Source organism: Acinetobacter sp. GSS19 (genome assembly GCF_028621895.1).
Taxonomy (GTDB): domain Bacteria; phylum Pseudomonadota; class Gammaproteobacteria; order Pseudomonadales; family Moraxellaceae; genus Acinetobacter.
On sequence record NZ_CP117520.1, the window covers coordinates 2,280,352 to 2,302,119 of the forward strand.

The window sequence follows — 21,768 nt, forward strand, 5'->3', positions numbered from 1 at the left end:
TCTTCGACTCTAAATGAAGTGGATCTTAAGATTATTTTAAAACGCCAATTGTAATCACAAAGCCCCTCTGCGGAAAAGCCGATTTGTGGGTTTTCATCGAGGAGATCATTGTTTTTTTGCTACAGAATGCCAATCTTAAACTAGATTTGGAATGAAACCGCCAAAAAAGCCCGATTCCACATTTACTCAATTTTAAGCAACTGATTATTTTAATGATTTCCAATCTAGCTTAATCATCACCAGAAAAGAAGCTTTTTTGTTTTTCATCCCTTTGACGATGAACAGGCAAACCGTGATTTACCTGTTTTTACAAAAGCGCATTTTCAGAAAGGGCAAATCATCCTGCGGATTGAATTCCGGCCTCAAGCACATCGAACAGATCATCTGCAATGTGCGTACCAAACTGGGCATCAATTTCCCGGATACAAGTTGGACTGGTGACATTGATTTCAGTGACATAATTGCCAATCACATCCAGCCCGACAAAGATCAGACCCTTTTCCCGCAAGAATGGCCCCACTTTCGCGGCAATCATCTTATCATTTTCAGACAATGGACGGGCCTGTCCCAGACCACCCGCAGCCAAATTGCCGCGCACTTCACCATTTTGTGGAATACGCGCCAGACAGTAAGGTACCGGTTCACCATTCACCATCAGGATGCGTTTATCGCCTTCGACAATTTCCGGAATATAGCGCTGTGCCATGATCGGACGTTTGCCCATTTCGGTTAGCATTTCCAGGGTAGAACCAATATTCACCCCATCCTGGAACAAACGGAAAATCCCCATACCGCCCATACCATCGAGTGGTTTCACAATCACATCGCCATGTTCAATAATAAATTCACGAATCAGGCTTTGTTGTGACGTCACTAAAGTCGGTACTTGCAATTCAGGAAACTGGGTAGCGAACAGTTTTTCATTACAGTCACGCAAGGATTGCGGCTTGTTGATGATCCACGCCCCTTCACGTTCTGCCTGTTCCAGAATATAGGTGGTATAGACAAAGTTCATGTCAAATGGCGGATCTTTACGCATCAACACCACATCATAAGCCGCGATGGATTCTTTCTGTTTTTCACCTAACTCGTAATAATGGTTATAGTCTTCAAAAACGTTGAGCGGAGCAATCAGGCCAAAAGCTTTGCCATGCTCAATATATAAATCCTGTTGTAAGGCATAGCCCAACTTATGGCCACGACGGCTAGCAGCCCACAGCATGGCCATGGTGGAATCTTTCTTTAAATTAACCGTTTCGATGGGATCCATCACCACAAGAACGCGCATATTGAAAGCTCATTTCATTTTTTAAATTGGGAAAAGTATAGCGGAGATTCACAATCATGTTTTCTGAATTTTCGATACATTCAATTTCTTGAAAAACATGCTTCCAGAATTCCGATCTATCACACCGCTTTCGTCGGATTATAATTTTATACCTATTTTACAATATGTTATAAAACCTCATTCACAATAAAATGATTATAAAAATGCGTAAAATAAAACACACGTTCAATTCTGGGGTGCTTATTGGCGTTATCGCAAGCCTATCAACCGCGGCTTTTGGCTATGCGGGGTATTATGTCTATCAAGATTATCGAACCCAACAATTGATCAAGCAAGTTGATGAACAAAAGCAGCAATTTATCACTCAGCTCAATCAGCAGTTTTTGAATTCAGATCCAAAACAGAATAGTGCACAGCAATTGATGATGATTTTAGGGCAGTCATCACAAATAGAATCGAAGATCCTGGATAATCTCCCGCCCCATCCGGGTATTCTTTTACAATTCGATCATTGGTTATTCACTGCTAAATTTGACGCTTCCTCTGAAATCCCCAGCGTTCTAGCGCAACATGCCATTTTCTATCAACCCCAGTTTGTCAGTCGTGACCAGCCGATAACATGGCAGTGTTATTCCACCTTACCGGACAAGTTACGCCCCAAAGATTGCTTATATACAAAAGATAAACCTGACTCATCCGGCTTACTTCGACACGTGTTAACTAACATGTTTTCCGATAAGTATCGATACCGCCAGAGAACACGTTATACCCCCTCTATGGGAAATGAATGCAGCAAATTCAAGGAAAAATTGCCGCAACAGTTTGATATTGTTGCAGTCGGTGCCTATTCAGGCCGCAAGTCGAACTACCAGATCGATAATAGCGGTCATCAAGCCCATCTCATGGATATTCAGGTTCAGCATCATCGCCCGGTCGTGCTGATTCTAGGTTCGTATGAACCAAGCATTTGGAATATTCAATGGGAAAGCCAGACCGAAATTGTTGGGGTGGTTGCTACAGGCCACTATAAGCAGCGTGTGTTAGGACTTCCAAGTTCTATCCCTATCCTGGAAACAACCGCCAAGAATTCTCAATGCGGCTATAGCTATGTATCAGATCAAAATGCGGCTGAAATGAATCAGCTTTCGCAAAAAATCATGCAGCGTGATATCCAAGCGATTGTCGTTGCCCGGAATGGCTATGCCACGATCGGCAATATGAGTACAACAACAGCCTTACAATCATCAAAAGAAAAGACCTTGGAAGATATCATCGATAAAAATGCACCGCTTGCCGGCCCAGCAGGTCTTCAAGATGCTGTCGCGAAAGGCTTGTTACGTCCTGCTACTCGAGCGGATATTCAGGCATGGAAGACAGCGTACAATAAGGCAAATAATATTTATACACCGCCTGTTATCGGAGGGTCGGGATCATCAGATATAGGTTCGCTTTCCCACAATGCCTATGTTGTCCTGCAACCGATGACCATTCCCGAGGGTTTATACGGCGCACATTCAGCCAATTTCTTTGTTCCACAAGGTGTGTCACGTCCTCGGGGTAATCCTGGACATTCAACGATTCATGATCTCAGTTCTGGTGAATGCTATGGTTCAAACCCGGATTGTTTGAGACCCTAATGTTTATGCGGTATAAATCGAATAATCAGATGTAGAAATTGCATTCAACTACACCGAGTGCTGGAGACTCAAACATGCTACAAGCCATTATCGGTTTTCATCTAGATGAAGAACAGCATTGGGTCGCTGACCTTTCCTGCGGGCATGGTCAGCATGTGCGGCACAATCCTCCCTGGCAAAACCGGCCGTGGGTAATGACTGAAGAAGGTCGTAAAGAAAAACTTGGGGTAAAGTTGGATTGTAAGAAGTGTGAAATACAGACCTAATACTTTTTGACAACTTGGGGAATAAACTCAGCCTTATGTAGCTTTGTAAATTATGGATTCTATTTTATTGCATTCTGGATCAAGCCAATTATGGAATAGACTCAACTTCGGCAAGAATGTTGCTTCGTCCAAAACTTAGAATAATAATTGATGGAATACTTAAAATAACGCTTATGGTACTTTTTGAAAAAAGTGCTCGCTAACTTCATAAGATAAAAACATATATGCAAGAAATGGAAGAACTATGGTTTTCGCTCTCTTTTTTATTTATAGACAATACAATTGATTATCAGCAGATCGCTACTGAAATCGCCATGCATGATATCGAGCTTATTGAATTTCATCTCTTTTACAATGTTGCCCCTGAGTGTTCTGCAAATCTGGAGCAGACCATCCCACCCATTTGGGTGAGTTTTGATAAAGATGAACTTATACAACATATTAAAAAAAATGGGATTTTGGATAAAGCACAAATTACTTTAGCAAGAAAAATTTCTGCAACAATATATAGATTCAAGTATAGAGATGAGTGGGCTACATTAACCCAATGCCTGATGGACTATAAATAAATCCCCAATTTAAAATAATAAATGCTATGTGATGATTTATATTGAAAATCAAATCGTTAATTATTAAAAACCTGTTTTTCACTCTTTATTTTTTATCAATTTATAATTTTTCTCGATCCATCTTTAATCAATATTTCTTTACATTAGACATCCAACCTTAACCATGCTACTTCTTCATATCAGCCCAAAATAAAAAAGGAAGCATACGCTTCCTTTTTAGGATCTATATATTAAATTCCGTACTTTTCACGATATGCCTGCATTTTTGCCAATGCTTCCGTTTCACCTTTAGCTTCTAGGTAATCCATCAAATCTTTCATGGTAATCAACGCATAGACTGGAATATCCAGTTCCTTTTGCACTTCCTGAATCGCAGACAATTCACCCTGACCACGTTCCTGACGGTCTAACGCCACCAAAACACCTGCGATGGTTGCACCGGCATTTTGCAGAATAGTGACCACTTCACGGATCGCAGTGCCCGCAGTAATCACGTCATCAATAATCCAGACTTTTTTACCTTCAACAGCCGCACCGACCAATACCCCACCTTCACCGTGGTCTTTGGCTTCTTTACGGTTAAAGCCCCAAGGCACACTCACGCCATGATTTTGTGACAAAGCCACAGCTGTCGCTGCCACAAAAGGAATACCTTTATAAGCCGGCCCGAAAATCACTTCGACATCGTTGCATTGCATTAATTGATCAGCGTAACCTTGTGCCAAAAGCGATAAGGCTTCACCATCATTGAGTAAACCCGCATTAAAAAAATAAGGGCTCACACGGCCTGATTTTAAAGTAAACTCACCAAATTTAAGCACACCACGTGATAAGGCGAGTTCGATAAAAGCTTGCGGGTTAAATTGCACTGGCGTTGTCATGAGGTGCTCCGAATTGCAAATTGAGGTTATGACTGCGCATGATAGCAAAGGATCACTATCCAAGTGATGTAAAAATTCTACGAGTAGTTTCAATTAACGTGAATGGTTTACGTTCGTCCGTGACCAAAGGCCTGCTGGAATGGCTAGAACAATCAGATGCGGATGTGGTGTGCATGCAGGAAAGTCGCATTACCCATGCACAGTGGACGGATAAATTTAAACCTGAAGGCTGGCATACACACTTATTCCCGGCCGAACGTGCGGGCTATGCAGGCACCGCCATTTATAGCCGCCTGCCTTTTGTCTCCGTACAGGATGGCTTGGGCTTTGAACTGGCTGATAGCCAAGGGCGTTTTATTCGTGCTGAATTCGATCTGGGCCTGGGCTATCCGGTCTACATCTGTTCGCTCTATCTACCTTCAGGGTCAAGTGGCGAAGAAGCGCAGGCACGCAAAGACCATTTCCTGGATCAATACAAACTGATTCTAAAACAGTGGCGTGAAGAGAATAAGTCGCTCATCGTTTGCGGTGATTACAATATTGTGCATAAGAAAATCGACATTAAGAACTGGTCAGGCAACCAGAAGGCCTCCGGCTGTTTACCGCATGAACGTGCCTGGCTAGATCATATCTATAATGAACTCGGTTATGTCGATACCTTCCGTGAAGTCCGCAAAGAAGCCGATCTATACTCCTGGTGGTCAAATCGCGGACAGGCACGGGCCAAGAATGTCGGTTGGCGGATTGACTATCATGCTTGCTCACCAGACTGGAAAGAGCGTACGATTAATGCTTGGGTATATAAAGATCAATGGTTTAGCGATCACGCACCAGTGATTATCGACTATAAACTGTAAACTTGAGTTTACAGTTGTTCACTGAATAGAAGTTTATAACCTACGTTTTTTGTCGTGTTTGTGTATTTTTATTCAGTGACTTTGTTGGCAAGATAGCAATCACGGCACAGGGACATTGTCAGGATGACAGCGAAGGGATAGGAAGCCGTAGGATGAAAGGAATAAATTAAATGATTTAATTTATTTTGCAAGGATGTGACATGGAACGTTGTAACGAGACCCGCATGATCAGGATGATTAAATGCGGGTTTCTCTATTCTGGGCAATTATTTTTATTTTAATCAATACCCAACACATCGTTACAGCTTTATATTGCCAAGTCTGTATGACACTCTCATGACATCCTGTTTTCAAAAACATTTCTCCGCGATTTCCGATTTTAACCCGATAGTATTCCGCCCATTTTTTCGCTAGGCTTAGCAGCCAGTCAGGTTAAAGTAATGGAATCCTCATGCTGAAAATTTATGGCATCAAAAATTGTAATTCAATGAAAAAAGCCTTCGATGCACTTAATGCATTAGGATTGGCCTATGAATTTCATGATTACAAAAAACAAGGTATAGAAGCCGAAACACTCAAACTATGGTTAGAGCAGATCGGTGCAGATAAAGTCTTGAATAAAAAAGGCACGACCTGGCGCAAACTGACTGAAGCAGAACAGCAAAAGGCGTTATCAAGTGAAAAGGCTCTGATTGAAGCACTAATGACTCACACCAGCTTAATCAAACGCCCGATTTTACAAACTGCACAAGGTTTTGTTGTTGGTTTTGATGAAACAGCCTACCGCAACCTGGCTTAATCTCTAAAACAAAAAGCCTGATCTATGATCAGGCTTTTTGATAATCACATTATCACTTAATTTACACGAATCCAGGTTTGATTCCGTCCCAAAACTGATATCCCGATATAGCCACGCAGATTGAGTTTTTTGCCACCCTCTGTAATTTCAGCTTTGAGCTTATAGGTTTTACCGGATTGTGGGTCCAGAATGCTTCCGCCTTCGTATTGCTGACCTTCACTAAGTTTGAGGTTATGCACAATCGTCAGACCTTTTAACGATTTATTATGATAAGGCCCTTCACACTTCTTACAGGCGTTTTCCTCACCTGGTGTTAAGATATTCTGGATATTGGCATTTAAGGTGCCATTTTTTAGTTCGGTAAACTTCACAATGGCTTTAGGCTGCTTGGTTTTGTCATCAATGGTCTTCCATACTGTACCATTGAGCGGATCGGCAGCGTGAGTCAATACAGCAGCGCTGAATAACCCTAATGCTAAGGCGAGTTTTTTCATTTCCTATATTCCCTGGTCATCGACTCGACTGGGTCAGTATTGAAAAATCACAACAAGAATGCAATTTTTCAGTGTGACTGTTTAGTGTAAGGTTGTAAGTATCCCGCATGATCAATACAAAATGGAATAACAATGCCAATCAATCCCATGTGGAAACAGTATTTTAGTGAAACCCTGCTGAAAGGCATCATCCGTGCGCCGAGTCGGCTGAATTTGCCTCCCGAAACATTGCGTCAAACGCTGGATCGTTTATCTAACCTGTTGCCCAAAACGGAAGGTGCGACAGTCCGCTCATTTAGCCTTGCTGGTTTAGCTGCAGAAGAAATTAAACCTAGTCATCCGGCCACACAACTGATCTTGCATCTGCACGGTGGGGCATTTTTCCTGGGTTCGTTACGTACCCATCGCGCCTGGATGATCGATATGGCACTGCGCACACAAATGCAGATCGTGCATCTTGATTATCCGCTGGCTCCCGAGTCACCCTATCCAGATGGACTGGATGCCCTTTATTTAGCCTATCTGACGCTGCTGGATCAAGGCATTCAAGCCAAGGACATTATCCTGTCTGGAGATTCTTCTGGTGCCAATCTGGCTGTATCCTTGTGTTTACGCCTGCGAGATCAGCAGCAGCCTTTGCCAGCTGCCTTGATGTTGCAGTCTCCTTTCTTGGATTTGACCTTGAGCAGCCCTTCGCTACGTTACAATGCCGAGCATGATGCCCTGCTCTCTCAGGAATTACTTGAGGCAGGTATTGATTACTATCTGGTTCGGGATGTGGATCCAGCTGAGCCTTATGTCTCTCCACTATTTGCTGATCTACGCGATTTACCTCCAACGCTGATTCAAGTCGGATCGAAAGAAATCCTGCTAGATGATGCACAGCGTTTCCGTGATCAAGCTGAGGCTGCAGGTGTCGATGTGACTTTCAAGTTATATACAGGCATGTGGCATGACTTTCAGTTGTTTAATTCCTGGTTCAGTGAGGGCAAGCAGGCGTTAGCCGATCTCACTGAATTTGCGCATCGGATTGACCAAAACTAAACAAGCATAAAAAAGGTCAGCCGAAGCTGACCTTTGTAGTAAGGCAAATTAGAGTGCCTGAATTTTGCTTAATGCATCCGCAATTGCTTGTTCTTTCTGGTCTGGCATTGCAACACCTTCTGAACGAATCACTTCAATTTCTGTGACGCCAGTAAAGCCAAAGACAGTTTTCAAATAGGCTTCTTGGAAGTCGGCAGGGCTGTTGTCGCCATAAACACCACCGCGACTACTTGCGATATAGACTTTTTTACCACCCGCCAAACCTTCCGGACCATTTTCAGTATAACGGAAAGTTTTACCCGCTACACAAATACGGTCAATCCAAGCTTTCAGGGTCGATGGAATGCTGAAGTTATACATTGCTGCACCTACCACCACGATATCTGCCTCCAGATATTGCTGTACCAGCTGCTCACTCAGCTGGCTTTGTTCTGGATTTTGCCCCATGAGGATTGGGCCAGACAGGTGTGGAATCTGGTGCTGATCAACATCCAGATATTCAACTTCAAGATTGGCATGTTTGCTTTTCAGTTGTGCCACGATGGCCTGTGTCAACTGACGTGAAACAGATGCATCACCGAGAATACTAGAATCAATGTGGAGTAATTTCATGTGCAATCTCTAAATCATCTTTTATTGGATGAACGCTAGCTTAGAAGATAACACCGCTAAAATCAGTGCGTTGCTTGCTACACTATGTTGCAAAAACAGAACAGCTAACCTCAAGAGGAAACTTATAGATCCTAAAGATTAGGGGTGGAGCTGCTTGAGTTGGCTTAGCAATTCTACTTCGCTAAATGCACCAGTTAAACGTAACTGTCGCTGTTCCTGCTGTTGAGCATTCAGAAAAATATAAGTCGGTGGCCCAAGAATTTGCCATTTTTTTAGCAAAGCCTGATGGGAGGCATCATACTGGCTCAAATCCAGTTTAATCAGGTAATAAGGTGCTAATGCCTGCTGGACGGTGGACGATTTTAAAATCCGATGTTCGATGGGTTGGCACGCCACACACCAGTCGGCATACACATCAATCACGATCGCACGACCTGCAGGTGCCTGTGCCAATAAACGTTCAAATTCAGCTGCTGTTCTAGCGATCTGCCACTGATTTTTCTGCAAGTTTTCAGGCTGATGATAGTTTTGAATTTGCTGATACTGGCTATAGCCAAGATAAGGCAGCAACACGATGAGTAACAAGAGATACAGTACACGCATGCCACCCGTGTAACGCCATACACTACGGATCAGGTAAATAACCAGCCCTATACCAAGCAACAGGCTCAATACCTGTAACAGCAGCGCTGGCAATAATGGACGGATAAAATACAGGGCCAAGCCCAGCATAATAAAGGCAAAAATGACCCGGATCTGTAACATCCACTGCCCGGCTTTGGGGAGCACTTTTGCTCCCAGCACACTGGCCAGCAACAAGGGAAGACCCATGCCAAAACCCAGCATAAACAACAGCAAAGCACCCTGCCAGTGATGCTGGGTCTGTAAAATAAACAGTAAAGCTCCAGCCAGTGGTGCCGTCATACAGGGTCCGACCAATAAGGCAGAGATAATGCCCATGATGCCCGCACCCAGCAACGTTCCACCCTGTTGTAAAGACTGCACCTGATCCAGACGCTGTAACCATGCTTGTGGCAGACGAATTTCAAACAGGCCAAACAAATTGGCCGCAAACAGGACAAATAGCGCACTAAAGGCCAGCAAAGTAGCGGGTTGCTGTAACCAACGCTGAAAATTCAGACCCGCTGATGATGCCACTAGACCGAGTAGTGCATAGACCATGGCCATACTCAGCACAAAAACCAGTGCAATCATCCAGGCCTTCAAACCTTTATGATCCCGCACGATCAGTGAAGTTAAAATCGGCAGCATGGGTAAGGAACACGGTGTAAATGCCAGCAAAACACCCAAACCAAGAAACAGCAGCAGGCTGTAAAATAAAGAATGCTCGGCAAGCTGCTGAAACCATACCTGATCCTGAGCCCCCTCCAAAGTCAGTGGGGGATTCGGTTGGCTAGGAACTGAAGAAGGTTGTGACGGCGTTGAGGCATCCACCGGCAAGGTTTGCCCCGAGGCCGGAGCCAGATCCAGTAAACGTTTTGAGGATGCCGTTTCCTGCAACTGAATCAGTCCATCAAGATCTGTCTGAAACTCGATCGTTTGTGGCGGATAACAAATCCGGTCCTTGGCACAACCCTGCCAAGTCAGCTGATAGCTTTGTGCCGGTTTTGCTGCAAAGCGGATGTCGAGCTGCTGAAAATACACCTGACTCTGGCCATAATTGTCATCATATTGTGTGACAGCGGGGGGCAACCGCAGTGGAACCGTTTGACCGGCCTGCTTCAGCTCGATTTTATGTTGATACAGGTAGTAACCGGGTTCAATCTGCCAGTGGAGTTCCGCCTCATGTTGGCTTAGAGACTCTACGGAAAAGCGAAAGGCCTGCTCCGCTGGAAGTAGCGGATTTTCTGCATGACTCAACACTGAGATCAGCCAACAGCTGATACTCAGTAAAATCGCAAAACTCAGTTGCACCCGATTACCGGGTTCCAGACATTGCATACCCTAAGCCACTCAGGATTAAAACAGGAAAGAAACGCCTAGGCCACCATGGTAATCCGGTCGCTCACCACTGAGTGAAACACCAACACTGGCATCCAGCTGTGCACGGTCGTTTAAGGCATACATCACGCCCGACGCCAAGGATGTCTCATTGGGTTGGCTTTCTGCCTTACGATAAACAAATTCAGAAAACCCAGACCAATTCTCGGCAATCTTGTATTGAATGCTCGGAACCGCAGTGACAGCCCATTCTCGATCCTGCATTTCATAACGCATGGTCATCGCGGTCGTGATCAAATCACTATAACGATAAGCAAGTGCTGAGCTTAAGCTATAAATATCATCCTTCGCAGAGAAACCAGGATTACCAGTAGCGAGTTGAACCTGAGCCAGCACAGCCATCGTAAGCTGCTCATCTTTCAGGTTAATGGCTTTCTTCACCCCGATACTGACATCGCCCAGACCATCGGTTTCCCGGGTTTGTCCAGCAGATTTGGTTTTCGTCCAGCTTGGCCCCTGCCAGCCTAGCTGTAGCTCGGTATCCTCATTCAGACCACTGCGTAACAGCATATTACCATTCAGACTCAGTGTTCTGACTTTCAAACCATCCACATACTGTTCATCATAGGTCGCTGAAGGCAAACCTTGTTCCCACGCCACATGGCCAACCGGCGTAATGCCAGTGCCAAAACCGCTCCCCGGACGGTCAAATGAAAATTCGGCAGCCCATGTGCCCATACTGAGGCTTGCCATCATCAATAACGTGGTTGTTTGCATGATTTTCATGTCATTTCTCAATTTTTTACGCTAGTTCTTTCGACATCTTGGCGCCACGACTGCGCAACAACTGCAAAGTTTCTTTTTCTTCAGGTAGTGCCTCTGACCAGTCAATTTCATCAAATTCACAGTCAAAAAACAAATCGCTAATTGATGATAAAATAGTCAATCCATCTTCATCTTTACTGTTTGGATCTACCTGTTCATCCAGCAAACGCTTTACAGCCGGCACACAGGCCGCACTTGCCGCATCCCAGAGTGGACCATAGAGCTCTTCCGCATCCCATAAATGCAGGTTAGCCTTGGCCTGAATCAAGGCATCCAGAATCTCTAGATGAACCTGTAAAGCCTCTTGTTTCTGCTGCTCAGTCATCGGCTCGGCCTGATAGGCTTCACTGACCAACTCCCACCACTGAAATAATCCATCACACGCCACGGAAATGGGTGGGCCCTTTTCTGGATCAATAAAATTCGGATCCAGACCATCCGCCAGTAGCTTTTGAACCTGTGGCAAATTCAGTTCTTCTATCGCTTGTACTAAAAGCTGTTGTTGTGCAGTTAACATGCGATCTCTCATTTGTCGGTTTGTCTTATTATGCCGAATAATGTCCGATTTGTTTTAAGGAAATGTTGTCGAGGTGATATTCAGGCATAAAAAAAGCCCCGTAGGGCTTTTTTTACAGAAGCTTAGGCTTCTTCTTCATCGTTGTCGATCAGCTCAGGAGCTGCACCGCGCGGATCATCAATTTTTTCAAATAAGTGTTCAAGGCTACGGCCTAATTTATCCATGGCACCATGGAAAGCGATGTCGACATTTTTCGCTTTGTGATTAACAGCTACAGGTTTTAAACCTTTAGGACGTGCTTCAATCATGCAACGGATATCATCATCTCCGCCTTTGTCCCCATTTTCATCGCTAAAATGTACAGAAAAGTGAGTAATACGTTCCGCATGACGTTGAAATTCTTGGCCAAGTTCTGCACGCACATAACTAATTAAACGTTCATTATTCTGAATATTTTTGTCGGTACGGATTTCAATGTTCATAATATCATCCTCTTTCTGGATCTTTTTGTGCAAAACTTTTGTTATTTACGCTTGTCAGATGACAAGCGGTTGTTCCCTTGAGGGATCGGTTAAATTGAATTGGGGCTTTGCTCTCCTCACTCAATTCAGGACGGTGCATGTAATCGTTTTACTGTCCTTATGTCTTCAATATCAGGCCATCCGCAAAAATATGCAAGGGGGTTTTTAAAAAAAATATTTGAACCCTAGCAGAGTACTAAGACTTAAAAATGACAGGCTAAAAAACTGATCAAAAGATATTCATTTATTTACAATTATTCACATTTTTAGTACCAAATTTACAGCTCCACAATCTGCAAAACAGCACATTTTTTTGATCTTTTGGTCAAATTTCACTTTATTTCCAGCCGATAATCTGTATGCTTGTTACGCTTTTTTGGCCGGAGAGATTCTTAATGAAATTTACACAATCGGTAATCGCAGGTGCACTTCTAAGTAGTGCAAGCTGGGCTCAAGCACAACCAGTTTGGCAGGATTTTAGTGTTACAGGTCTATATGGTGAAAACTACGAGCTGATTGCACGTGAGGATCAGCAAACCACGGTAACCCTGGAATATGCAGCAAAACTTAACTATGGTGATGTGTTTGCTTTTCTGGATCGTACCGATAATGATGTCAGTGGCAAAGAAAGCTATTTTGAGGTTTCACCACGATTAAGTTTGAGTGAGGTTTCCGGTCAGAAACTGGCAATTGGCCCGATTAAAGATGTGTTAATTTCAACCACTTGGGAAAGTGGTGAGGGATTCGATAATTATTTGTATGGTATCGGTCTGGACTTGGCGGTGCCTTATTTTCAATATGCCAGTCTGAATTTCTACCGGGCCAAAAATGACAGCACCAAAGATGATTACCAGCTCACCTTCACTTATGGTGTGCCGTTTAAACTGGCCAATGAAGAATTTTTGGTGGATGGTTTTCTCGACTGGTCCACGGCTGAAAAAAATAGCCATGCCAGCGAACTGAACTGGACCACACAATACAAGTGGAATCTCGGCCAACACATCGCGCCTGGCACACGACTTTACCTTGGGGTAGAGCACTCGTTGTGGAACAATAAATACGGTATTGCCAATGCCAAAGAAAATAACGTGAGTGCTTTGCTGAAATATCACTTTTAATCTGTGAAACTCCCTCTTTTTCAAAAGCAAGACCCAAGTCTTGCTTTTTTTACCCCCATTCTGATGAGGTTCTAGCAAAAGATCGCCGGCAAAGTGTTCTGGTTGTGCAGGCTAACCACGGCATAATGCTGCTCAAACGATACCCGATAAAAATTCTGTAGCTGAGTAAAACTAAGTACCAACCCTGCCTGTTCCTGTTCGGGTGCCTGCCCCCAAGCTTCTGAGAGAAGTTTGGCTTGTTGCAGATATTGCGGATGATAACAGCGCTGAAACTGTTCAATGCTGATCTCATCCAAGGCCTGAGAAATCTCGGCTACCTGATGTACCAGATTATAATGTGCACTGAGGTCAGGCTGTTGTACGTTGCGAAAAGGAAACTGCGCCACCAAGGCATAATGCAGGCAGCTTGTCGCGATCAGCTGAGCTTGAGTGAGTAAAATCTCCAGGATCGGGGCACGATGCTGCAGGTCGAGTTTGGCCTGAATGCCACTCGCCTGTGCAATGTCCTGCTCATTCTGTGCTTGACTAGATAACAGCAATAAATCCTCAGCACGAATGGCCAATAATTGAGTATTCATGCGGCAAGCTCTTCTGCTCCTTGACCCGTTTAGCTTACAGCGAGTTTGTGCAAAAAAACGGCTATAATTCTGTAATTACTGCCTGCAGATTGTAATAACACGTGTCTACGATCACCCTGCTCATCGCTGTCCTGTTTTCAGCAAAACATGAAATTATCTCCTGAGAAGCGTTCAGCATTTACTGAAATTTCATTACAGGCACAATTTTAAATAAAATCAAACCATTGATTTAATTTAAAATAATAAATTGGCATGTTTTTTGATTAACTCCATCTGCACTTACAAGGAAACGTCTGTTGGGATAACAGATGTCGTATGCATATGGAGTTTTACATGAAAAAATTTGCACTACTCGGCCTAGGGCTTTGCTGTATCGGTTCAACCCATGCAGGTTTTGAGCTGGACCGCTTTCAGACGCGTTTTGGTCTTACCCAGATTGAACCGAAAAATAATCCAGGCAATCTTGATGATGGCACACGTACCAACGTATCCAATGCCTATGCCCTGACAACTGATTTTGTCTATTTCCTAACCCCAAATCTGGCGGTTGATTTATTGGTCGGTAGCGCACCAAAACATAATATTTATGGAGATGGGCAGAAGATCGGCAATACCAAGTACATTCCGCCAACGCTCAGCCTGCAATACAACTTTAACCCGCAAGGCCAGTGGAACCCATATGTGGGGTTGGGGGTAAATTATACCTATTACTTTGATGAAAACTTGCTGAATGGTCAAAAGCTCGATGTGTCGAATTCCACCGGCGTCGCCGCGACTATCGGGATGGACTATAAACTGAATGAACATTTCAGCTTGGGAACCGATATCCGTTATGTCGATGTAAACTCTGATGTAAAAATTAACGGAGTCAAAGTCGGTAATGTGGATGTCAATCCGATGCTCTACAGCTTAACGTTGGGTTATAAATTCTAAATATCCCGCTCTCTCGAAGAAAAACCCGCAATTGCGGGTTTTTTAACGAATGGAATTTAAATCACAATATCCGCCAGATTGCCTTTCTGTTCCAACCATTGCTTACGGTCAGCAGAACGTTTCTTGGCCAGCAATTTATCCAGTAGCCCTGCAGTAAAATGACTGTCATCCAGATCCAGCTGTACCAGACGGCGGGTGTTCGGATCCATGGTAGTTTCACGCAACTGGCTGGCATTCATTTCACCCAAACCTTTAAAGCGGGTAATTTGTGGATTCTTAGTTTTGACTTTTGCCAAAATCTGTTCCAGCTCCGCTTCATCCAGTGCATAGTGCACATCCTTACCAGCATCAATCCGGAACAAGGGAGGCATCGCCACATACAGATGCCCCTCTTCCACCAATGCCGGAAAATGTTTGACGAACAAGGCACACAGCAAGGTGGCAATGTGCAAACCATCTGAGTCGGCATCAGCCAGAATACAGATCTTGCCATAACGCAGTTCCGACAGGTCATCACTGCCCGGATCGACGCCAATCGCAATGGCAATATCATGCACTTCCTGAGAGGCCAACACCTCATCGGATGACACTTCCCAAGTGTTTAAAATCTTACCGCGAATCGGCATGATGGCCTGGAAGTTCTTATCCCGTGCCTGCTTGGCACTCCCCCCTGCAGAATCCCCCTCGACAATAAACAGCTCGGATTCTTCGCGGGTCTGGCCGACACAGTCAGCCAGTTTTCCCGGTAAAGCCGGACCAGAGACAATCTTTTTACGTTCAACTTTTTTCGCAGCTTTCAAACGGCGTCCGGCTTTGGAAATCGCCATTTCCGCCAGTTGCATGGCAATGTCAGAGTTCTGGTTCAGCCACAGGGCAAAGGCATCCTTGGCGATATTCAACACCACAGACGACGCTTCACGGCTGGACAGACGTTCCTTGGTCTGCCCGGAAAATTGTGGCTCTTGAAATTTCAGCGACAGGATGTAATTCACCCCATCCCAGACATCTTCAGCCGAAAGTTTCAGGTTACGCGGCAACAGACTGCGCAGTTCACAGAATTCACGTAACGCATCGGTCACCCCGGAACGCAAACCATTGACGTGGGTGCCGCCTTGCGCGGTTGGAATCAGGTTGACATAGCTTTCCTGTACCTGCTCACCGCCTTCGGCATTCCAGCAGATGGCGAATTCAGCACTGGCTCGCTCGGCATAGCCTGTAGCCACAAAGGCCGGGTGCGGCACAATTTCACGATCCTGCAGTTCATCCATCAGGTAATCGACCAGGCCATTTTCAAACTGCCATTCGATTTTTTCGTTATTAATCTGGTCAATATAAATGACTTGCAAACCCGCGGCTAACACCGCTTTGGCTTTCAGGTTGTGTTTCAGTGCCTTTAAGGCAAATTTCGGACTGTCAAAATACTTACCTTCCGGCCAGAAATGAACGGTAGTACCTGTGGCACGTTTCGGGGCTTTACCTTCCAGCACTTCCAGCGGTGCCACAGGCTCACCCTGTGCAAAAGCCATCTTGTAGAGATTGCCCTGACGCTGGACTTCCACTTCAACCCGGCTCGACAGGGCATTGACCACGGAAATCCCGACCCCATGCAAACCACCAGAGAACTGGTAATTGTCGGTACTGAACTTACCACCGGCATGTAACTTGGTCAGAATGATTTCGATTCCGCTCTGGCCATATTCCGGATGGATATCCACCGGCATACCCCGGCCGTTGTCTTCCACTGATAGCGATCCATCCGCATACACCGTGACCACAATCTTATTGGCATATCCGGCCAGTGCCTCATCGACTGCATTATCAATCACTTCCTGCGCCAGATGATTCGGGCGTGTAGTATCGGTATACATGCCGGGACGACGGCGTACCGGATCTAGACCAGATAAAACTTCAAGCGATTGAGCCGTATATTGAGACACGTTCTATGGGTTCCTTGATGTTAGGGAATACGATAAAAATTCGAGCAGTAACGGAATTTTGTCTGCAAAATCATCCATGCCATGATTGCCTTGCGCATCTGTGATGATCAGTGCTGCAGGCCGAGCCGCACTATAATAGCGCTGTGCATCACGATAATCCAAAACTTCATCGCCTTGTTGCAAGAGCAGTAAAATTTTATCGGCATGTTGGGGCTGTTTACAGGCCAACTGTTCGAGCTGTTGCAGTTGTGCCTGATCCAGTGACCAGTCTGCAGTGACCGGGTAAGGCAACTGTTCAGCAAAAAGATCATGGAACAGCTGCCATGGTCGCATAGCAGGATTGATCAGCACAGCCGGAACCGCATACCGTGCGACCAATTGTGTCGCATAAAAGCCCCCTAAGCTGCTGCCTACCAGCGCAACATGATCCAGTGCTTCAATCAAGTTGGCCACGCGTGCCAATGCCTGTACAGGGGGCAGGTTCAGATCCGGCAAATGGACACGGATCTCTGGACAATGGCGCTCACAGTAATGTTTAAGTTGCTGACCCTTAATCGATAATGCACTACTTTTGAAACCATGCAGGTAAATCAGGTTCATCAGGCTTCCCTTGTTGCACTCAGGATATTGTGGATCAGTGCATGATCCCGCGAGCGATAAAAACCGCCAAGTTACATTCTGCAGTGAAATTGTTAGACAAAAATCATCGAAACTTCACCATTCGCACGTATTGTAAAATCATGACATGATTACACTAACTATGCGCGAACGCTGATGTTTATAGCGCGAAGCCAGATAAAAAGAAAGAGTACATTTTAGGATGAATCCATGCCCAGTTTAACGCCTCTACATGAAAGCTACTGCCGATGGGATCGTACCCCACCCAGCCAGGCCGATGTACTGGAAGGACTGGCTCAACTGGTCAGCAGCAACCTGTTGGGACTGGATGAACTGCTGGCCTGTCTACAACAGGATCTGCTACAGCAAAGTTCGAAACTCAGTGATCAGATCACTGTACAGTTACAGCAAACCCCGCATGTCGACAAGCTGTATCAGCTGTTCTATCACATGGCACAAAAATCCGGACACCATCTGCTTGCTCCCGGGTTGCGCCGGATTATCGATAAATTTCCCAAATTACAAGCCAAACCGCTCAACCCGAGTCTGCATTTTCTGGTCGGTGTGTTAAACGGGATTCTGGGTGATTATCTGCTCACACATCACAACCCGCTTGCCCTACCTATGTTGCTCTATGATCACTATGGCGCTCTGCAGCGCGGCGAGCTGGCCGGTCGTGTAGTGATTTTTGTGCATGGCCTCGGCATGAACCATTTACACTGGTCAACACGCAAATACGCCGGGATCGGTGAGCGGCTGCTGGCACAACGTGACCATAACACCATGCTATATCTGAATTACAATTCGGGACGGCGCATTTCTGCCAACGGGCGCAGCCTGGCGGTACTGTTACAACAGCTGATCCAGCAACACCCGCAAATTGATAGTATTGATCTGATTGGCCACAGCATGGGCGGTTTGGTGGCGCGCAGCGCCCTGTTCTATGGTAAACAGAATCTGCATTACTGGATGCACCGGGTCAATAACCTGGTCTGTATTGGCACACCCAATCACGGTGCATCGTTAGAACGTTTTAGCCATACCCTGCAGGAGAAACTGCACCATTGGCCAGTCATCAAAATTTTGGGACATGCAATCAATATTCGCAGTAATGGTATTCTGGATTTACGCTATGGCAGCGTCCGTGATGATGACTGGGAGCATTTACCGGCACGGATTGGCCTGATGGACGATAACCGCAAACCAGCCCCCTTACCGAGCTACATCAACAGTTATATGATTGCTGGCACCGTAGAGTCGGAAAATAACCAGAACAAGGCATTGAATATCCTGGGGGATTATCTGGTCAGTGTCAAAAGCGCACTAGGTGAACATCCTCATCCACGCTTTCAGCTGAAGCTGCCGGAATCCCATAAGGCGGTGTTTTATGGACTCAACCATTTTGAGATTCAGTCCCATCCGGTTGTTGCCGAACAGATTGCCCGCTGGTTCTATGCCGACAATGAAGAAGAAAGTGCAGAACAACCCATGCACGAATATCTGGTTCAGGTCGAACAGCGGAATTGGGAGAACTTGCGAGGGATTGTAGAAACCTAAAGCAAGAGGTGATGAGCCAATCGGCAAGAGAAAATATCAGCCCGGCAGAAGCCGGGCTGATGAAATTGTTATTTTTTACGTAGCACTCTGCTATATGGGTAGTTACGCACCAGTTGCCAGAGACATAGCAGTGCCAGCACACTAAAGAACAACAGTGACCAAACAGGCAAAGATTGACCGAGGAAAGTCCAGTCGATGGCAGCACACTCGCCTGAACCGGACAATACCTGCTGCAACACGCTTTTTAATGGCAACGCATCCAGCAAATAGTTGAGACCAGGGCCGCAACTCGGTACCTGATCGGGTGGCAGAGACTGCAACCAGACATGACGGCCTGCCACACCCACCGACCATAAAATGGCCAGAGTCGCGAGAAAGGCATACAGACGTTTGACCGCATTTGATGCCGGATTATGGATCAGGGCAATCAAGGCAATCAGCCCCATGCCGATCAGCCCTACACGCTGAAAAACACATAGGGGGCAAGGCTCCAAACCTTTCACGTGTTCGAGATAGAGCGCAAAAGCCATACCGATCACACTGGCCAACACCAGCAGGCCGTTCACCAAGCGATAACTCCACTGCATGGATCTTCCTCTTGTTTTTATCTATAAGCGGCAAGATAGTCGTGAAAACGTAGACTACTGTCTTGCTCAAGTTGTTGTTGCTGTTGCAGGGATTGTTCCGCCAGTGCATCAAAATAGCCTTGGGTTTCTTCATCTAGGACATGTTGTTCATAGGCCAAGGCATGTTGCTGCGCCATATAACTGCCAAAGGCCCAGGTTCCGCCATGTTCGAGCGTATCGGAAATCATTTGGGCTGAAAGCGTCAGATCCACTTCATCAATACGTTGTTGCATCACATCGAGCGCCTTGCTGTACAGGTCGGTTTCGTAAGCGGCGTCTAGTAAAGCAGCCAAAGGTTGCATTGCTGTGACATAACCCTCTGCCCAGCTTTCAATTGGGTAAGACTCGCCCTGCTGCTGAATGCTGGCATTCGGTGCACGGCCACGATTGACCACTTCCGCTTGATTTTTCTCAATCTGGTCTTGCTCTGCGACACCCAGTTCCGGACTTTCAGCAAACAGGCAGTACAGTGACAGGGTTTCCAGGAATCCAGCCGCATCTTCATCAATGCCGATTGGACTATATGGGTTGACATCAACCGCACGCAGTTCCACATAACCGACACCACGATTGGCCAACGCTTGTGATGGGGTTTCACCAGCTTGCGGCACCTGTTTTGGGCGTACCAGACTGTAATATTCGTTTTCAATCTGGAGCACATGATCGTTGATCTGGATCGGTTCGCCCTGAGCATCATCCAGTCCCAAACGGCTAAAGGCCGGATAAGGCGTTTTCACAGCCTTCTGCAGACCTTCCAGATAGCCTTGCAGGCTGTTGTAATGGATGCCGAGCTGTTTCTGTGCAGAATTTTGGTAACCAAACCGTCCCATACGTAATGCGGTTGCATATGGCAGGAATAGCGTTCCTCGTAAAAGTGGCAATAGGTGATGTTCACGACCACTCAAAAAGCACTGACACACCGACGGACTCGCCCCCAGAAGCAGCATGACCAATGGCGTGAGACGGATAAAATTCCGGATCAGGCCAAAATAGCGGTAACTGCGATAATCCTGCAAACTCAGGGCTTTTAGCTGCTCATCCGTCTCATGCTGTTGCAGCGCTTCAAACAAGGAATCCGGAAAAGACAGGTTATAATGCACCCCGGAAATGGTTTGCATACGGCGGCCATAACGTACACCCAAACCGCGGCGGTACAGGGTCTTAAAACGACCGATATTCGAACTGCCGTATTGGGCAAGCTGGATACTTTCTTCTTTTTCGTCCAGCATACATGGCATGGACAGCGGCCAGAGTTTTTCATCCTGTTCGAGATGACGGTGAACCACCGCATGAATATCCTGCAGGTAGTTCAAAGCCTGAGGAATGCTGTTTTGTGGTGGCGTAATAAACTCCATCAGTGCTTCGGAATAATCCGTGGTGATATGCGGATGGGTTAATGCCGAGCCTAGACCGTGCGGATGCGGTGCTTGTGAAATAAACCCGTCACGTTGCATGCGCAGGCTTTCACGTTCAATGCCGCGTAGCATACCCTGCAACAGCGAAGAATCCACCCAAGTCGGTAAAATGTCTTGAGAGATCGGGAGGGAGTAACTCATTACACGGGCTCGCTTATTAAAAAGAACAACAAAACAAAATCATCAGCTTAATCACATTCGGGTGATTGTTGGCTGCTACATTACGCCCAAACATGGTCGAAAGGCAAAGCAGATTTAATGTTGGCAATTTTTTATCACAATCTTGCAGTATAAGACACGGGTTATTTGTGATTATATTAAAGATCAGCCCTGTTTTTTTTAAGGAAATGGTGAATTATCAGACATGGTCCGATGCTGAACCATTGGTGGGCGAGTCGCATGTATTGCGATAACAGGCTGTCTTTACAGTCGTCAAAACGCGCAAAAATCAATTTAATAAAGCGTCGTTTTTGTTTTGATCCTATTCCTTGTCCCGGGCAGGCTCTGCCGCGGAAGGAGTTTTCTCATGAACACCTCATCTTAGTGTGCCAGTTTACTGGTCGTGATGCTGTTGGCCGGTTGTGCCAGCATCCCACAACAACCACAGAACTCACCGCAGTTGAATAATACTTTTATGAGCTATCCGCTGATTTAATCTGAAACTCAGATTTGATCAATCCTGATAGTGAAAAAAGTACTCAACTGATCCATCGT

General features: G+C 45.6%; 22 protein-coding genes. 9 read left to right on the forward strand and 13 right to left on the reverse strand.

The annotated features are described in order from the left end of the window. Positions 1–337: 337 nt before the first annotated feature. Positions 338–1,288 (reverse strand): glutathione synthase, encoded by a 951-nt coding sequence (gene gshB / locus PGW99_RS10895; protein ID WP_273777707.1) that lies wholly within the window; start codon positions 1,286–1,288, stop codon positions 338–340. 203 nt (positions 1,289–1,491) lie between these two features. On the opposite strand from gshB, the gene PGW99_RS10900 reads away from it, so the two are divergent. The 3 genes from PGW99_RS10900 to PGW99_RS10910 all read left to right on the forward strand — a co-directional run bounded on the left by PGW99_RS10900 (position 1,492) and on the right by PGW99_RS10910 (position 3,760). Beyond that, a complete protein-coding gene (locus tag PGW99_RS10900) occupies positions 1,492–2,925 on the forward strand; it encodes a hypothetical protein (protein WP_273777708.1) in 1,434 nt (477 codons plus the stop codon). A gap of 74 nt (positions 2,926–2,999) precedes the next feature. After that, on the forward strand, positions 3,000–3,191 hold the full coding sequence (locus PGW99_RS10905) for a DUF3565 domain-containing protein (protein ID WP_273777709.1): 192 nt from the start codon (positions 3,000–3,002) through the stop codon (positions 3,189–3,191). A gap of 224 nt (positions 3,192–3,415) precedes the next feature. After that, a complete protein-coding gene (locus PGW99_RS10910; RefSeq protein ID WP_273777710.1) occupies positions 3,416–3,760 on the forward strand; it encodes a DUF7079 family protein in 345 nt (114 codons plus the stop codon). A 230-nt stretch (positions 3,761–3,990) separates the two neighbouring features. Here PGW99_RS10910 and pyrE read toward each other — a convergent pair whose 3' ends face one another. Continuing rightward, positions 3,991–4,641 carry an orotate phosphoribosyltransferase gene (gene pyrE, locus PGW99_RS10915; RefSeq protein WP_273777711.1) on the reverse strand — a complete coding sequence of 217 codons (651 nt, stop codon included), beginning with the start codon at positions 4,639–4,641 and terminating at the stop codon, positions 3,991–3,993. Between the two features lie 38 nt (positions 4,642–4,679). On the opposite strand from pyrE, the gene PGW99_RS10920 reads away from it, so the two are divergent. Both PGW99_RS10920 and PGW99_RS10925 read left to right on the forward strand, forming a co-directional pair. Further along, a complete protein-coding gene (locus PGW99_RS10920; protein ID WP_273777712.1) occupies positions 4,680–5,498 on the forward strand; it encodes an exodeoxyribonuclease III in 819 nt (272 codons plus the stop codon). A gap of 451 nt (positions 5,499–5,949) precedes the next feature. Continuing rightward, complete coding sequence (locus PGW99_RS10925) at positions 5,950–6,297, forward strand: arsenate reductase (protein WP_273777713.1); 348 nt, start codon at positions 5,950–5,952, stop codon at positions 6,295–6,297. Between the two features lie 56 nt (positions 6,298–6,353). Here PGW99_RS10925 and PGW99_RS10930 read toward each other — a convergent pair whose 3' ends face one another. Next, entirely contained in the window at positions 6,354–6,791 is a 438-nt protein-coding gene (locus PGW99_RS10930) for a DUF2147 domain-containing protein (protein ID WP_273777714.1), read from the reverse strand. A 132-nt stretch (positions 6,792–6,923) separates the two neighbouring features. Between PGW99_RS10930 and PGW99_RS10935 the strand changes: the two genes are divergently transcribed. Next, positions 6,924–7,835 carry an alpha/beta hydrolase gene (locus PGW99_RS10935; RefSeq protein WP_273777715.1) on the forward strand — a complete coding sequence of 304 codons (912 nt, stop codon included), beginning with the start codon at positions 6,924–6,926 and terminating at the stop codon, positions 7,833–7,835. A gap of 48 nt (positions 7,836–7,883) precedes the next feature. Here PGW99_RS10935 and PGW99_RS10940 read toward each other — a convergent pair whose 3' ends face one another. From PGW99_RS10940 to PGW99_RS10960, 5 genes are all read right to left on the reverse strand, one after another. After that, the gene (locus tag PGW99_RS10940) at positions 7,884–8,447 is read right to left on the reverse strand and encodes an FMN-dependent NADH-azoreductase (RefSeq protein ID WP_273777716.1); all 564 of its coding nucleotides are present in this window, start codon (positions 8,445–8,447) and stop codon (positions 7,884–7,886) included. Positions 8,448–8,585: 138 nt separating this feature from the next. Beyond that, positions 8,586–10,409, reverse strand: coding sequence for a protein-disulfide reductase DsbD (dsbD, locus tag PGW99_RS10945; protein WP_273777717.1), 1,824 nt, complete (start codon positions 10,407–10,409; stop codon positions 8,586–8,588). 18 nt (positions 10,410–10,427) lie between these two features. Further along, positions 10,428–11,195 carry a transporter gene (locus PGW99_RS10950; protein WP_273777718.1) on the reverse strand — a complete coding sequence of 256 codons (768 nt, stop codon included), beginning with the start codon at positions 11,193–11,195 and terminating at the stop codon, positions 10,428–10,430. Between the two features lie 16 nt (positions 11,196–11,211). Further along, on the reverse strand, positions 11,212–11,751 hold the full coding sequence (locus PGW99_RS10955; RefSeq protein ID WP_273777719.1) for an ankyrin repeat domain-containing protein: 540 nt from the start codon (positions 11,749–11,751) through the stop codon (positions 11,212–11,214). A gap of 122 nt (positions 11,752–11,873) precedes the next feature. Further along, entirely contained in the window at positions 11,874–12,233 is a 360-nt protein-coding gene (locus PGW99_RS10960; RefSeq protein WP_273777720.1) for an HPF/RaiA family ribosome-associated protein, read from the reverse strand. A 434-nt stretch (positions 12,234–12,667) separates the two neighbouring features. On the opposite strand from PGW99_RS10960, the gene PGW99_RS10965 reads away from it, so the two are divergent. After that, complete coding sequence (locus PGW99_RS10965; protein ID WP_273777721.1) at positions 12,668–13,390, forward strand: outer membrane protein OmpK; 723 nt, start codon at positions 12,668–12,670, stop codon at positions 13,388–13,390. 71 nt (positions 13,391–13,461) lie between these two features. Here the strand turns inward: PGW99_RS10965 and PGW99_RS10970 are convergent, their stop codons facing one another. Next, positions 13,462–13,968: a DUF1877 family protein gene (locus PGW99_RS10970; RefSeq protein WP_273777722.1), complete on the reverse strand. Its 507-nt coding sequence runs from the start codon at positions 13,966–13,968 to the stop codon at positions 13,462–13,464. A 333-nt stretch (positions 13,969–14,301) separates the two neighbouring features. Here PGW99_RS10970 and PGW99_RS10975 point away from each other — a divergent pair, with 333 nt between their 5' ends. Next, positions 14,302–14,901 carry an OmpW/AlkL family protein gene (locus tag PGW99_RS10975; protein WP_273777723.1) on the forward strand — a complete coding sequence of 200 codons (600 nt, stop codon included), beginning with the start codon at positions 14,302–14,304 and terminating at the stop codon, positions 14,899–14,901. 56 nt (positions 14,902–14,957) lie between these two features. Here the strand turns inward: PGW99_RS10975 and parE are convergent, their stop codons facing one another. Both parE and PGW99_RS10985 read right to left on the reverse strand, forming a co-directional pair. Then, entirely contained in the window at positions 14,958–16,838 is a 1,881-nt protein-coding gene (parE, locus tag PGW99_RS10980) for a DNA topoisomerase IV subunit B (protein WP_273777724.1), read from the reverse strand. Positions 16,839–16,841: 3 nt separating this feature from the next. After that, complete coding sequence (locus tag PGW99_RS10985; RefSeq protein WP_273777725.1) at positions 16,842–17,438, reverse strand: YqiA/YcfP family alpha/beta fold hydrolase; 597 nt, start codon at positions 17,436–17,438, stop codon at positions 16,842–16,844. 228 nt (positions 17,439–17,666) lie between these two features. Between PGW99_RS10985 and PGW99_RS10990 the strand changes: the two genes are divergently transcribed. Next, positions 17,667–19,013 carry an alpha/beta fold hydrolase gene (locus PGW99_RS10990; protein ID WP_273777726.1) on the forward strand — a complete coding sequence of 449 codons (1,347 nt, stop codon included), beginning with the start codon at positions 17,667–17,669 and terminating at the stop codon, positions 19,011–19,013. A gap of 68 nt (positions 19,014–19,081) precedes the next feature. Here PGW99_RS10990 and PGW99_RS10995 read toward each other — a convergent pair whose 3' ends face one another. Continuing rightward, positions 19,082–19,600 carry a disulfide bond formation protein B gene (locus tag PGW99_RS10995; protein ID WP_273777727.1) on the reverse strand — a complete coding sequence of 173 codons (519 nt, stop codon included), beginning with the start codon at positions 19,598–19,600 and terminating at the stop codon, positions 19,082–19,084. 17 nt (positions 19,601–19,617) lie between these two features. Next, complete coding sequence (gshA, locus tag PGW99_RS11000; RefSeq protein ID WP_273777728.1) at positions 19,618–21,195, reverse strand: glutamate--cysteine ligase; 1,578 nt, start codon at positions 21,193–21,195, stop codon at positions 19,618–19,620. Positions 21,196–21,768: the final 573 nt, after the last annotated feature.

Bases quoted from the DNA above. Each gene is read 5' to 3' on its own strand.
- gshB (WP_273777707.1), bottom strand. From the start codon at position 1,288: ATGCGCGTTCTTGTGGTGATGGATCCCATCGAAACGGTTAATTTAAAG.
- PGW99_RS10900 (WP_273777708.1), top strand. From the start codon at position 1,492: ATGCGTAAAATAAAACACACGTTCAATTCTGGGGTGCTTATTGGCGTT.
- PGW99_RS10905 (WP_273777709.1), top strand. From the start codon at position 3,000: ATGCTACAAGCCATTATCGGTTTTCATCTAGATGAAGAACAGCATTGG.
- PGW99_RS10910 (WP_273777710.1), top strand. From the start codon at position 3,416: ATGCAAGAAATGGAAGAACTATGGTTTTCGCTCTCTTTTTTATTTATA.
- pyrE (WP_273777711.1), bottom strand. From the start codon at position 4,641: ATGACAACGCCAGTGCAATTTAACCCGCAAGCTTTTATCGAACTCGCC.
- PGW99_RS10920 (WP_273777712.1), top strand. From the start codon at position 4,680: ATGATAGCAAAGGATCACTATCCAAGTGATGTAAAAATTCTACGAGTA.
- PGW99_RS10925 (WP_273777713.1), top strand. From the start codon at position 5,950: ATGCTGAAAATTTATGGCATCAAAAATTGTAATTCAATGAAAAAAGCC.
- PGW99_RS10930 (WP_273777714.1), bottom strand. From the start codon at position 6,791: ATGAAAAAACTCGCCTTAGCATTAGGGTTATTCAGCGCTGCTGTATTG.
- PGW99_RS10935 (WP_273777715.1), top strand. From the start codon at position 6,924: ATGCCAATCAATCCCATGTGGAAACAGTATTTTAGTGAAACCCTGCTG.
- PGW99_RS10940 (WP_273777716.1), bottom strand. From the start codon at position 8,447: ATGAAATTACTCCACATTGATTCTAGTATTCTCGGTGATGCATCTGTT.
- dsbD (WP_273777717.1), bottom strand. From the start codon at position 10,409: ATGCAATGTCTGGAACCCGGTAATCGGGTGCAACTGAGTTTTGCGATT.
- PGW99_RS10950 (WP_273777718.1), bottom strand. From the start codon at position 11,195: ATGAAAATCATGCAAACAACCACGTTATTGATGATGGCAAGCCTCAGT.
- PGW99_RS10955 (WP_273777719.1), bottom strand. From the start codon at position 11,751: ATGTTAACTGCACAACAACAGCTTTTAGTACAAGCGATAGAAGAACTG.
- PGW99_RS10960 (WP_273777720.1), bottom strand. From the start codon at position 12,233: ATGAACATTGAAATCCGTACCGACAAAAATATTCAGAATAATGAACGT.
- PGW99_RS10965 (WP_273777721.1), top strand. From the start codon at position 12,668: ATGAAATTTACACAATCGGTAATCGCAGGTGCACTTCTAAGTAGTGCA.
- PGW99_RS10970 (WP_273777722.1), bottom strand. From the start codon at position 13,968: ATGAATACTCAATTATTGGCCATTCGTGCTGAGGATTTATTGCTGTTA.
- PGW99_RS10975 (WP_273777723.1), top strand. From the start codon at position 14,302: ATGAAAAAATTTGCACTACTCGGCCTAGGGCTTTGCTGTATCGGTTCA.
- PGW99_RS10985 (WP_273777725.1), bottom strand. From the start codon at position 17,438: ATGAACCTGATTTACCTGCATGGTTTCAAAAGTAGTGCATTATCGATT.
- PGW99_RS10990 (WP_273777726.1), top strand. From the start codon at position 17,667: ATGCCCAGTTTAACGCCTCTACATGAAAGCTACTGCCGATGGGATCGT.
- PGW99_RS10995 (WP_273777727.1), bottom strand. From the start codon at position 19,600: ATGCAGTGGAGTTATCGCTTGGTGAACGGCCTGCTGGTGTTGGCCAGT.
- gshA (WP_273777728.1), bottom strand. From the start codon at position 21,195: ATGAGTTACTCCCTCCCGATCTCTCAAGACATTTTACCGACTTGGGTG.